Annotated in this window: 9 protein-coding genes, 1 tRNA gene and 1 pseudogene; 6 read left to right on the plus strand and 5 right to left on the minus strand. The window is 67.9% G+C overall.

Annotation, left to right across the window (positions count from 1 at the left end):
• Position 1: 1 nt before the first annotated feature.
• The 3 genes from AC07DC_RS26320 to AC07DC_RS26330 are packed head-to-tail and all read left to right on the plus strand — an operon-like array spanning position 2 to position 3,434.
• Positions 2-1,843: a branched-chain amino acid ABC transporter permease gene (locus AC07DC_RS26320; protein ID WP_478916959.1), complete on the plus strand. Its 1,842-nt coding sequence runs from the start codon at positions 2-4 to the stop codon at positions 1,841-1,843.
• 8 nt (positions 1,844-1,851) lie between these two features.
• On the plus strand, positions 1,852-2,721 hold the full coding sequence (locus AC07DC_RS26325) for an ABC transporter ATP-binding protein (RefSeq protein WP_478916960.1): 870 nt from the start codon (positions 1,852-1,854) through the stop codon (positions 2,719-2,721).
• A complete protein-coding gene (locus AC07DC_RS26330; RefSeq protein ID WP_478916961.1) occupies positions 2,718-3,434 on the plus strand; it encodes an ABC transporter ATP-binding protein in 717 nt (238 codons plus the stop codon). The genes AC07DC_RS26325 and AC07DC_RS26330 overlap by 4 nt, the downstream gene beginning before the upstream one ends.
• A 63-nt stretch (positions 3,435-3,497) precedes the next feature.
• Here the strand turns inward: AC07DC_RS26330 and AC07DC_RS26335 are convergent, their stop codons facing one another.
• Entirely contained in the window at positions 3,498-4,073 is a 576-nt protein-coding gene (locus tag AC07DC_RS26335) for an ANTAR domain-containing response regulator (RefSeq protein WP_478917123.1), read from the minus strand.
• Between the two features lie 144 nt (positions 4,074-4,217).
• On the opposite strand from AC07DC_RS26335, the gene AC07DC_RS26340 reads away from it, so the two are divergent.
• Both AC07DC_RS26340 and AC07DC_RS26345 read left to right on the plus strand, forming a co-directional pair.
• A tRNA-Leu gene (locus tag AC07DC_RS26340) sits at positions 4,218-4,292 on the plus strand.
• A gap of 108 nt (positions 4,293-4,400) precedes the next feature.
• Positions 4,401-5,168, plus strand: a pseudogene (locus tag AC07DC_RS26345) (transcriptional regulator).
• Positions 5,169-5,187: 19 nt separating this feature from the next.
• Here the strand turns inward: AC07DC_RS26345 and pyk are convergent.
• Together pyk and AC07DC_RS26355 are read right to left on the minus strand one after the other, a co-directional pair.
• Positions 5,188-6,621, minus strand: a complete 1,434-nt coding sequence (pyk, locus tag AC07DC_RS26350) for a pyruvate kinase (protein WP_478916962.1) — start codon at positions 6,619-6,621, stop codon at positions 5,188-5,190.
• A 198-nt stretch (positions 6,622-6,819) separates the two neighbouring features.
• Positions 6,820-7,533, minus strand: coding sequence for an SIMPL domain-containing protein (locus tag AC07DC_RS26355; RefSeq protein ID WP_478916963.1), 714 nt, complete (start codon positions 7,531-7,533; stop codon positions 6,820-6,822).
• Positions 7,534-7,664: 131 nt separating this feature from the next.
• Between AC07DC_RS26355 and AC07DC_RS26360 the strand changes: the two genes are divergently transcribed.
• Positions 7,665-9,494, plus strand: a complete 1,830-nt coding sequence (locus AC07DC_RS26360; protein ID WP_478916964.1) for a bifunctional metallophosphatase/5'-nucleotidase — start codon at positions 7,665-7,667, stop codon at positions 9,492-9,494.
• Here the strand turns inward: AC07DC_RS26360 and AC07DC_RS26365 are convergent.
• Both AC07DC_RS26365 and AC07DC_RS26370 read right to left on the minus strand, forming a co-directional pair.
• On the minus strand, positions 9,466-10,884 hold the full coding sequence (locus AC07DC_RS26365; protein WP_478916965.1) for a lysine N(6)-hydroxylase/L-ornithine N(5)-oxygenase family protein: 1,419 nt from the start codon (positions 10,882-10,884) through the stop codon (positions 9,466-9,468). The genes AC07DC_RS26360 and AC07DC_RS26365 overlap by 29 nt on opposite strands.
• Complete coding sequence (locus AC07DC_RS26370; protein ID WP_478916966.1) at positions 10,881-12,269, minus strand: pyridoxal phosphate-dependent decarboxylase family protein; 1,389 nt, start codon at positions 12,267-12,269, stop codon at positions 10,881-10,883. Before AC07DC_RS26370 ends, AC07DC_RS26365 begins: the two co-directional genes overlap by 4 nt.
• Positions 12,270-12,271 lie beyond the last annotated feature (2 nt).

The following is a 12,271-nucleotide window of genomic DNA, read 5'->3' on the forward strand; positions in this document are numbered from 1 at the left end:
CATGACCGACCTCTCCCTCGCCTCCGTGGACACCCTCCCGGCCGCGAAATACCGGACCGCACCGCTCATCCCGCTGCCCCTCGGCGCGGCACGGGCCGTCACCCTGGCCGGCGCCGCCATCAGCGCCGTCTCCACCTTCCTGTCCTGGACCTACACCACCGCCTTCCCCGGCGACCTCACCGTCACCGGCTACCCCGGCGGACTCCAGGTACTGACGCTGGCCGGCGCCCTGCTCACCATCCTCTTCGCGCTCGCCGCGTTCGGGACCAAAGGCCTGGGCTGGCTGAACCCCAGCCGCTCGCAGAACTCCGTTCTGCTCCTCGCCCTCGGCACCTTCGGCACCACCTGGTACACGGTGATCGCCATCACCTACGAGCTCGGCGGCCTCGCCAACCTCGACCCCGGCGCCGTCATCGCCGCCGTCGGCACCCTCGTGCTCGTCATCGGCGCCCTCGCCCTGCCCCTCGACCGGCAGCCCGCACTGCCCGCCGACGGCGAGTTCTACGAACTGGGCCGATTCGCCAACAACGAAACCGCCCGCCGCGGCTACCGGGCCCTGCGCGACCTGCGCCTCGCCCACAGCGACCGCCCCGTCAACGACCCGCGCACACTCCCCGGCTGGGTCCAACGCCTCATCATCACCATCGCCGCGGCCCTCGGCCTCGGACTGCTCACCTTCGCCATCGGCACCCAGTACTCCGAGATCTTCATCGGCCTCCTCATCCTCATCGCCTTCGGCGTATGGGGCCTGGGCGCCTCCGGACTCGTCCGGCAGTTCTCGCAGCTCACCGCCGAACACCGCAGCTTCGCCTCCGCGATGGGCTTCACCGCCGCCCTGGCCTACCCGTTCGTCCAGAACGACGAGCACTACGCCAACCTCGGCGTCAACATCCTCATCTTCGGCACCGTCGCCCTCGGCCTGAACATCGTCGTCGGCCTCACCGGGCTCCTCGACCTCGGCTACGTCGCCTTCCTCGGCGTCGGCGCCTACGCCGCGGCACTCGTCTCCGGCTCCCAGTTCTCCATCTGGTCCGGCGTCCAGTTCCCGTTCTGGGCCGCAGCCCTCACCGGCATGGCCGCCTCACTCATCTTCGGCGTCCTCATCGGCGCACCGACCCTGCGACTGCGCGGCGACTACCTGGCCATCGTCACCCTCGGCTTCGGTGAAATCTTCCGCCTCGCCGTCAACAGCCTCGACGGCGTCTCAGGACCGAAGATCACCAACGGCCCCAACGGCATCGCCCAGATCCCCGACCTGGAGCTGTTCGGCTACAACCTCGGCGACGCACACGACATCGGCGGCTTCACCCTCGGCAGGTACGCCAACTACTACCTGCTGATGCTCCTGATCACCGTCATCGTCGTCCTGGTCTTCACCCGCTCCGCCAACTCCCGCATCGGCCGCGCCTGGGTCGCCATCCGCGAGGACGAGACCGCCGCCACCGCCATGGGCATCAACGGCTTCCGCGTCAAGCTCATCGCCTTCGCACTCGGCGCCTCACTCGCCGGACTCGCCGGAACGGTCAGCGCACACGTCACCTACAACGTCGTGCCCAGCCCCTACCAGTTCGCCGGCGCCGCACCCCCCAACTCCGCCTTCCTCCTCGCCGCCGTCGTCCTCGGCGGCATGGGTACCGTCAGCGGCCCGATCCTCGGTGCCTCGCTGCTCTACCTGATCCCCGAGAAGCTCGGATTCCTGCAGAACTACGAACTGTTCGCGTTCGGCATCGCTCTCATCCTCCTCATGCGATTCCGCCCCGAAGGCCTCATCCCCAACCGGCGCCGCCAGCTCGAATTCCACGCGGACGACGAACTGGTCCTCCCCGGCAAGGCAGGGGCGTGAAAGACACCATGACCACGACCACCAAAGCCCCCGCCGGGACCCCGCTCCTCGAAGCCAGCGGCGTCATCATGCGCTTCGGCGGCCTCACCGCCGTCCGAGACGTCGACCTCACCGTCAACACCGGCGAGATCGTCGGCCTCATCGGCCCCAACGGCGCCGGCAAGACCACCTTCTTCAACTGCCTCACCGGTCTCTACGTGCCCACCGAAGGTACCGTGAAGTACCAGGGCAACGTCCTGCCGCCCAAGCCCCACCTCGTCACCAAAGCCGGCATCGCCCGCACCTTCCAGAACATCCGGCTCTTCGCCAACATGACCGTCCTGGAGAACGTGCTCGTCGGCCGCCACACCCGCACCAGGGAAGGCCTGCTCTCCGCCCTCATCCGCGGACCCGGCTACCACCGCGCCGAAGCGAAATCCCGCGCACGCGCCATGGAACTCCTCGAGTTCACCGGGCTCGCCCACAAAGCGGAACACCTCGCCCGCAACCTGCCCTACGGCGAACAGCGCAAGCTCGAAATCGCCCGCGCCCTCGCCAGCGAACCCGGCCTGCTGCTCCTCGACGAACCCACCGCGGGCATGAACCCCCAGGAGACCCGGGCCACCGAAGAACTCGTCTTCGCCGTCCGTGACCAGGGCATCTCCGTACTCGTCATCGAGCACGACATGCGCTTCATCTTCAACCTCTGCGACCGCGTCTCCGTCCTCGTCCAGGGCGAGAAACTCGTCGAAGGCACCAGCGAGGTCGTCCAGCGCGACGACCGCGTCATCGCCGCCTACCTCGGCGAACCCTTCGAAGGCGCACCCGAGGACGAAGCCGGCGCCGCGATCGAAGCCGCCGAAGCGCGCAACATCAGCAAGACGGAGGACGACCAATGACCGCACTTCTCGAAGTCGAGGACCTGCGCGTCGCCTACGGCAAGATCGAGGCCGTCAAGGGCATCTCGTTCAGCGTCGAGGCCGGCCAGATCGTCACCCTGATCGGCACCAACGGCGCGGGCAAGACCACCACCCTCCGGACCCTGTCCGGACTCATCAAGCCCGCCGCCGGCCGCATCATCTTCGACGGCCAACCGCTGGCCCGCGTCCCCGCGCACAAGATCGTCTCCCTCGGGCTCGCACACTCCCCCGAAGGCCGGCACATCTTCCCGCGCCTCACCATCGAGCAGAACCTGCAACTCGGCGCGTTCCTCCGCAAGGACACCGCCGGCATCACCAAGGACATCCAGCGCGCCTACGAACTCTTCCCCATCCTCGGGGAACGACAGAAACAGGCCGCCGGCACCCTCTCCGGTGGTGAACAGCAGATGCTCGCCATGGGCCGGGCCCTGATGTGCCAGCCCAAACTGCTCATGCTCGACGAGCCCTCCATGGGCCTCTCCCCGATCATGATGCAGAAGATCATGCACACCATCGTCGAGCTCAAGTCCCAGGGCACGACGATCCTGCTCGTCGAACAGAACGCCCAGGCCGCGCTCTCGCTCGCCGACCAGGGCCACGTCATGGAGATCGGCAAGATCGTCCTGTCGGGCACCGGCTCCAACCTCCTGCACGACGAATCCGTGCGGAAGGCGTACCTCGGCGAGGACTGACACCCTCATGACGAAGGGCCCGCACCGTATCGACGGTGCGGGCCCTTCGTTCATGTACGACGACTACTTCTCCGGAACCTCGTCGATCACGGCCTGCGCCACCTGCTGCATCGACATCCGCCGATCCATCGACGTCTTCTGGATCCAGCGGAACGCCGCCGGCTCCGACAAGCCGTACTTCGTCTGCAGCACGCTCTTCGCCCGGTCCACCAGCTTCCGGGTCTCCAACCGCAACGACAGATCCGCGACCTCGAGCTCCAGCGCCCGCAACTCCTGGAACCGGCTCACCGCCATCTCTATGGCCGGCACCAGATCGCTCTTGCTGAACGGCTTCACGAGATACGCCATCGCCCCGGCATCCCGGGCCCGCTCCACGAGCTCCCGCTGGGAGAACGCGGTCAGCATCAGTACCGGCGCGATCTTCTCCTTCGCGATCAGCTCGGCGGCGGAGATCCCGTCCAGGATGGGCATCTTCACATCCAGGATCACCAGATCCGGCCGGTGCTCCTCCGCGAGCTTGACGGCGGTCTCGCCGTCACCGCAGTCGCCGACGACGGAGTAGCCCTCTTCCTCCAGCATCTCCTTGAGATCGAGCCGGATCAGTGCCTCGTCCTCGGCGATGACGACTCGCGTCGTCATCGGCGGTACGTGCGACTGCTCGTCTATGGGCTCGGCGGCGCTCAACGGGACTCCTCGATCACGGCGGGGTAATGCCCCATGAGCCTACCTAGCTCCGGTATGTTTGAGCCACGGAGGGTTTCCGCTATCCTCTGTTTCGAAGGGGCCCCGGTAGCCCAATTGGCATGAGGCAATGGATTCAAAACCCATACAGTGTCGGTTCGAGTCCGACCCGGGGCACTACACCTTGGATTCCAAGGTTGACCGATGGTTGGCGATCTTCACTTAGTCGGGTGAACAGGGCTTCGATCGGCGAAGTTTTGCGGCGTACGGACCAGCATCGGGTGTATGTACGATCTGGAAGTACGAGGTCGCGCGCTCGGACTCGTGGCGACAGGCCAGAGCCTGAACAGTGTCAGCAAGATCACAGGGGTTTCCCGGTCCGCCCTTCGCGACTGGCGGATCAACATCGAGCCGGTCAGAACCCGCGCGTGTGTTCGCTGCGAGTCCCCGGTGCGTTCCCCCAAGCCGGCTTCTGCGTACGCGTACTTACTGGGCCTTTACCTCGGCGACGGATGCCTCAGCGCCCAGCCGCGCGGCGTCTACGCCCTCCGAATCGCCTGCGCGGACGCATGGCCCGGTCTCATCGAATCCTGCGAAGCGGCGATCCGCGCGATTCACCCCGCCAACGCCGTCTGCCGCGTGCGCAAGCAGGGTTGCACGATGGCGACGTCCACCAGCAAGCACTGGCCGTGCCTCTTCCCGCAGCATGCCCCGGGCAAGAAGCATGAGAGGGCCATCGCCTTGGACACCTGGCAGCAGGAGATCGTCGACGCAAACCCCTGGGAGTTCATCCGGGGGCTCATCCACTCCGACGGGTGTCGGATCACCAACTGGACCACCCGGATCGTCGGCGGTGAGCCGAAGCGCTACGAGTACCCGCGGTAGTTCTTCACCAACAAGTCGGACGACATTCGCGCCCTGTTCAGCGACACCCTCGACGCCGTCGGCGTCGAGTGGAAGATCACCCGCCGGGGCAAGGACCCCTACAACGTCTCCGTCGCACGCCGCGACTCCGTGGCGTTGATGGACCTGCATGTGGGGCCCACGTACTGAGCCCCACGGAGTGGTCCGGCTACTTCGGGGAGTCGTCCTCGCCGATGTGGTGTACGCGCACGAGGTTCGTGGTGCCGGGGACGCCGGGCGGGGAGCCGGCGGTGATGACGACGACGTCGCCCTTGCGGCACTTGCCGATGCGGAGCAGCTGTTCGTCGACCTGGTCGACCATTTCGTCGGTGGTCTGGACCATGGGGCCGAGGAGGGTTTCGACGCCCCAGGTGAGGTTGAGCTGGGAGCGGGTGGCGGGTTCGGGGGTGAAGGCGAGGAGGGGGATCGGGGAGCGGTAGCGGGAGAGGCGGCGGACGGTGTCGCCCGATTGAGTGAAGGCGACGAGGTATTTGGCGCCGAGGAAGTCACCCATTTCGGCGGCGGCCCGGGCGACGGCGCCGCCCTGGGTGCGGGGCTTGTTGCGTTCGGTGAGCGGGGGGAGGCCGGAGGAGAGGATCTCTTCTTCGGAGGCGCAGATGATGCGGCCCATGACCTTGACGGTCTCGACGGGGTGTTTACCGACGCTGGTTTCGCCGGAGAGCATGACGGCGTCGGTGCCGTCCATGATGGCGTTGGCGACGTCGGAGGCTTCGGCGCGGGTGGGGCGGGAGGCGTCGATCATGGAGTCGAGCATCTGGGTGGCGACGATGACCGGCTTGGCGTTGCGCTTGGCGAGTTTGATGGCGCGCTTTTGGACCATGGGGACGGCTTCGAGGGGCATTTCGACGCCGAGGTCGCCGCGGGCGACCATGATGCCGTCGAAGGCGTCGACGATCTCTTCGAGGTTGTCGACGGCCTGCGGCTTTTCGATCTTGGCGATGACGGGGACGCGGCGTCCCTCTTCCTTCATGATGCGGTGGACGTCGATGACGTCCTGGGCGCTGCGGACGAAGGAGAGGGCGATGATGTCGGCGCCGATGCGCAGGGCCCAGCGGAGGTCTTCGATGTCTTTTTCGGAGAGGGCGGGGACGGAGACCGCGACGCCGGGGAGGTTGAGTCCCTTGTTGTCGGAGACCATGCCGCCTTCGATGACGATGGTGTGGACGCGGGAGCCCTGGACTTCGGTGACTTCGAGGGTGACGCGGCCGTCGTCGACGAGGATGCGTTCGCCTTTGGTGACGTCGGCGGCGAGTCCTTTGTAGGTGGTGCCGCAGGTTTGCCGGTCGCCTTCGATGTCTTCGACGGTGATGGTGAATTCGTCGCCGCGTTCAAGGAGTACGGGGCCTTCGGTGAAGCGGCCGAGGCGGATCTTCGGGCCCTGAAGGTCGGCGAGGATGCCGATGCTGCGTCCGGTCTCTTCCGAGGCTTTGCGTACGTGGTGGTAGCGGTCCTCGTGGTCGGGGTAGGAGCCGTGGCTCAGGTTGAGGCGGGCGACGTCCATTCCGGCTTCGACGAGTGCCTTGATCTGGTCGTAGCTGTCGGTGGCGGGGCCCAGGGTGCAGACAATTTTTGCTCGGCGCATGTTTCGAGCCTATGACTTACTGATGGGTAGGCAGATGGGTGGAGGCGACTGTCCAACGTCGGCTGGATTAACGGTTGTTGACAAGTGTCGAACGTGCATGGGAGTGCTCATGTGAGCAGCGTGCTGGGTGCCGGTGGGGGCCGGGTGGAGGGCGGCCGGGTCGGCCGGGCGGGGCCGGGTCACCGAGCGGGGGTGGGGTCAGCCGAGCGACGGCGGGGTCATGGTGAATTGTGCGGTGACTTGTGCGTGGACGTTCTGCCGTTCGGGTTCGAGGTCGAGAGACTGAACGGCCGTGTCGGCCATGCCCTGGCCGCCGGCGGCGCGGGTGCTCATGCCGACGAGGGCCTGGCGGGGGTAGGGGGTCGCCTGGTGGACGCCTTCGTCGGCGAGTTGGATGAGGGCGGTGAGGGTGGCGCCGAGGGCTTCGGCGTATTCGCGGGCGCGCTGGACGGCGTCGCGGACGGCTTCCTGGCGGGCTTCGCGGTAGACGGGTGACTGGGGGCGCAGTGTCCACCAGGGGCCGTCGACGGAGGTGAGTTCGAGGTCGGCGAGGCGGGTGGTGAGTTCGCCGAGGGCGGTGAAGTCGGTGAGGGTGGCGCCGATGCGGACGCTGCCGTGGTAGGCGCGGATCTTCTCGCCGCGGTCGCGGCCTTTTTCGCGTAGTTCCGGGGTGAGGCCGAAGGTGCCGGTTTCCAGGCTTTCGACGGCTTCGCCGTAGCTTTTGATGAGGTCGAGGGCCTGGTTGTTGCGGCGGGTGAGGTCGTCGAGGGTGTGTCGGCGGTCGGCGCCGCGGGCTCTGACGGTGATGGCGATGCGGGCGAGTTCGGGTTCGACCTCGAGGGTGGCTTCGCCGCGGACGGCGACGTGCGGGGCGTTGGGGGTTGGGTAGGTCCTGTCCGTTTCTGGGGTCATGTGCCCCACTGTCGCAGGCGGTGGATTTTCCGGCGGGACATCTGATGGAAACGTGTGGGGGGTGTTGCGGGGTGGGGTTCCTGCGCCAGAATCTACGCGCGTTACACCACGAGAACAGACCGGGAGCCGACATGCCGCTCAACCGAAGGACCTTCCTCAACCGTTCCGCCGCCACGGGTGCGGGGGTGGCGCTCGCGGGCGCCGCTGGGGCCGTTGCCGGCGCCGGGCCGGCGCAGGCGCACGACGAGGGGCGGGGGCACGGGCACGGCCCGAAGACGTACTCGCTGCGGGTGCTGGGCACGACGGATCTGCACGGCCATGTCTTCAACTGGGACTACTTCACGGACAAGGAGTACGACGACAGCACGCACAACGACGTGGGTCTGGCGAAGATCTCCACGCTGGTGGAGCAGGCGCGTGCCGAGAAGGGGTGCGATCGCACGCTGCTGATCGACGCGGGCGACATCATCCAGGGCACGCAGCTGTCGTACTACTACGCGCGGGTGGATCCGATCACCGGTACCGCGGGCAAGCGCGCGCCGGTGCATCCGATGGCGCTGGCGATGAACCACATGCGGTACGACGCGGCGGCGCTGGGCAACCATGAGTTCAACTACGGGATTCCGGTGTTGCGGAAGTTCCAGGAGCAGTGTGATTTCCCGCTGCTGGCGGCGAACGCGGTGGACGCGAAGACGTTGAAGCCGGCGTTCCCGCCGTACACGATCAAGCGGATAAGGGTGCAGGGCGGGCCGGACATCAAGGTCGGGATCCTGGGGCTGACGAATCCGGGGATCGCGATCTGGGACAAGGCCAATGTGCAGGGGAAGATGGCGTTCCCGGGTCTGGTGGAGCAGGCGAAGATCTATGTGCCGAAGCTGCGGGCGCTCGGTTGTGACGTGGTGATCTGTACGGATCACTCGGGTCTTGACGGCAGTACGTCGTACGGGGACGCACTGCCGTATCCGGAGAACGCGTCGTCGCTGGTGGCGGAGCAGGTGCCGGGGATCGACGCGATTCTGGTGGGGCACACGCACAAGGAGGTCGCGTCGCGCACGGTCGTCAACACGGTGTCGGGTAAGAACGTGGTGTTGTCGGAGCCGTTGATGTGGGGAATGCGGTTGAGTGTCTTCGACATCGGGTTGGAGTTCTCGCGGGGTCGCTGGTCGGTGACGTCGGTGGTGGCGGAGGTCCGCAACGCGAACGCGGTGGCGGAGGACCCGCATGTGGTGAAGCTGGTGAAGGCGGAGCACGACAAGGTCGTGGCGTATGTGAACCAGGTGGTCGGCACGTGCACGGTCGCGATGGCGGCGACGGAGGCTCCGTACAAGGACACGCCGATCATCGACTTCATCAACGCGGTGCAGAGCCAGACGGTGAAGGCGGCGTTGGCGGGTACGCAGTACGCGGCGTTGCCGGTGCTGTCGCAGGCGGCGTGTTTCTCCCGGACGGCGGCGATTCCGGCGGGCCAGGTGTCGTTGCGGGACGTGGCGGGGTTGTACGTGTACGAGAACACGTTGGACGCGCGGGTGCTCACGGGCGCGCAGGTGAAGGATTATCTGGAGTTCTCGGCGAAGTATTTCGTGCAGACCGCGGCGGGTTCTGTGGTGGACGTGTCGAAGCTGACGAACGCGGACAGCACTCCGGATTACAACTACGACGTGGTGGGCGGGGTGTCGTACGAGATCGACATCGCGAAGCCGGTGGGTTCGCGGATCGTGAATCTGACGTTCCAGGGCGCGCCGCTGGATCCGGCGGCGAGGTTCGTGCTGGCGGTGAACAACTACCGGGCGAATGGTGGCGGCAATTTCCCGCATGTGGCGGCGACGCCGTCGGTGTGGGCGAATTCGGACGAGATCCGGAACACGATCATCGCGTGGGTGAAGACGAACGGTTCGATCGATCCGTCCGCCTTCGGGGGTGACAGCTGGAAGCTCACCCGCGACGGAGTGCCGCTGTTCTAGTCGGCACGTTGGATGCGGCCGTCCCGTCGAGGCCGAAGGTGGTGAACGCGGTTCTGGCCGGCAGGGGGTAGGGCTCCTTGCCGGTCAGTGCGTTGAGGATGACGGCGGAGCGCCAGGCGACGAGTCCGAGGTCGGGGGCGCCGACGCCGTGGGTGTGGCGGTTGGCGTTCTGGATGTGGATGGCGCCGCTGATGGAGGGGTCGAGGGCGAGCCGGTGGTGGGCGTCGATGCGGGGCCGGCCGGCGGTGTCGCGGCGCAGGTAGGGGTGGAGTGGGGCGAGCAGTTGGTCGATGGAGCGTTCGCGGTAGCCGGTGGCGAGGACGACGGCGCTGGTGTGGAGGCGGCTGCGGGTGCCTTGTTGTTCGTGTTCGAGGTGGAGTTCGATGCCGGTGCTGCCGAGGCGGCCGGCGGTGCGAACGGTGACGCCGGGGGTGAGGGTGGCGTCGGGCCAGCCGCCGTCGAGGGTGCGGCGGTAGAGCTCGTCGTGGATGGCGTTGATGGTGTCGTGGTCGATGCCTTTGTGGAGTTGCCACTGCTGGGGGACGAGCTGGTCGCGGACGGGTTCGGCGAGGCCGTGGAAGTAGTGGGTGTAGTCGGGGGTGAATTGCTCGAGGCCGAGTTTGCTGTATTCCATGGGTGCGAAGGCGGGGGTGCGGGCGATCCAGGTGAGGTGTTCGCGGCCGGTGGGGCGGGCGCGGAGCAGGTCGAGGAAGACTTCGGCGCCGGATTGTCCTGAGCCGACGACGGTGATGTGTTCGGCTGCCAGTAGTCGGGTGCGTTGGTTGACGTAGTCGCTGGAGTGGATGACGGGGACGGTGGGGGCTTCGGCGAGGGGTCGCAGGGGTTCGGGGATGTGGGGGCTGGTGCCGATGCCGATGACGAGGTTGCGGGCGTGGGTGCGGCCGAGGGCTTCGGCTTCGCCGTTGCGGTCGAGGTGGGTGTGGTCGATTTCGAACAGGGCGCGGCCGGGGTTCCAGCGGACGGTGTCGACCTGTTGGCCGAAGTGGGTGGTGGTGAGGGTGTCGGCGACCCAGCGGCAGTAGGCGTCGTATTCGGCGCGGTGGATGTGGAAGCGCTCGGCGAAGTAGAAGGGGAAGAGGCGGGCGCGGGTTTTGAGGTAGGCGAGGAATGACCAGCGGCTGGTGGGGTCGGCGAGGGTGACGAGGTCGGCGAGGAAGGGGACTTGGAGGGTGGCGCCGTCGATGAGCAGGCCGGGGTGCCATTGGAAGGAGGGCCGCTGGTCGTAGAAGGCGGCGGTGAGGTGGGGGATGCCGTCGGCGAGGGCGGCGAGGGAGAGGTTGAAGGGTCCGATGCCGATGCCGAGGAGGTCGAGGGGCTCTTCGGGGGTGGCGGGTTCGCTGGGGTCGGGGGTGGTGGGCGTTGTCGTCATCGGGCCGTGGTGCCTTCCGTGGTGAGGTGCAGGAGCGCTTGGAGGTCGGCGGGCCGGGTGTGCGGGTTGAGCAGGGTGGCTTTGAGCCACAGGTGTCCGTCGGCGTGGGCGCGGCCGAGTACGGCGTGGCCGTCGTGCAGGAGGCGGCGGCGGATGGCGGCGACGTGGGTGTCGTCGGCGTGGGTGGGGCGGAACAGGACGGTGCTGATCTCGGGGCGGCCGCGCAGGGTGAGGGCGGGGTGGGCGTCGATGAGGTCGGCGAGGTGGTGGGCGTGGTCGATGACGGTGTCGATGAGGGCGCCGAGTCCTTCGCGGCCCAGTGCGCGCAGGGTGACGGCGATTTTGAACACGTCGGGGCGGCGGGTGGTGCGCAGGGAGCGGCCGAGGAGGTCGGGGAGGCCTGCTTCGGTGTCGTCGTGGGCGTTGAGGTAGTCGGTCTGGTGGTTGAGGGGTCGCAGTGCGGTGGTGTCGCGTACGGCGAGCAGTCCGGCGGCGACGGGTTGCCAGCCGAGTTTGTGCAGGTCGAGGGTGACGGAGTCGGCGAAGGTGAGGCCGTCGAGGCGGTGTGCTTCGCGGTCGCTGAAGAGGAGTGGTCCGCCGTAGGCGGCGTCGATGTGGAGTTCGGCGCCGTGGGCGGCGGTGTGGTGGGCGATCTCGGGGAGGGGGTCGATGGCGCCGGTGTCGGTGGTTCCGGCGGTTGCCACGACGAGTACGGGGCCGGGGTCGCAGAGTTCGCCGAGGGCGGTGTGGAGGCCGGCGGGGTCGAGGGTGCCGGTGGGGGTGGGCAGGACGTGGGCCGGTGGCAGTCCGAGGAGCCAGATGGCGCGTTGGATGCTGTGGTGGGCGTTGGCTCCGCAGACCACTCTCAGGGCCGGGGCGCCGGGGTGGCGTTCGCGGGCCAGGAGCAGGGCGAGGTGGTTGGACTCGGTGCCGCCGGTGGTGATGAGGGCGTCGGGGGCGCGGTGGCCGGGGTAGACGAGGGCGGCGAGGGCGGCGGTGGTTTCGGCTTCGAGGGCGCCGGCGGCGGGGGCCTGGTCCCAGGAGTCGAGGGATGGGTTGAGGGCGCCGGCGGCGAGGTCCGCGGCGACGGCGACGGCCAGTGGCGGGCAGTGCAGATGGCCGGCGCAGCGGGGGTGGGCGGGGTCGGCGGAGCCTGCTGCGAGGGCGTGGACGAGGGTGCGCAGGGCGTGTTCGGCGCCGGTTCCGGTGTGGGGGATGACGGGTTCGGTTGCGTCGCGTACGTGTCGGGCGACGGTGTCGGGGCCGCCGGCGGGGAGGGGTCCGCCGCGGGCGGTGGCGCCGGTGGTGAGTGCGTCGAGGACGGTGTCCAGCAGGGGGCGCAGGTGGCCGGGTCCTGTGATCCCTCCGGCGAGCTGGGGTGGCATGG

The organism is Streptomyces sp. NPDC045021, from assembly GCF_056432645.1.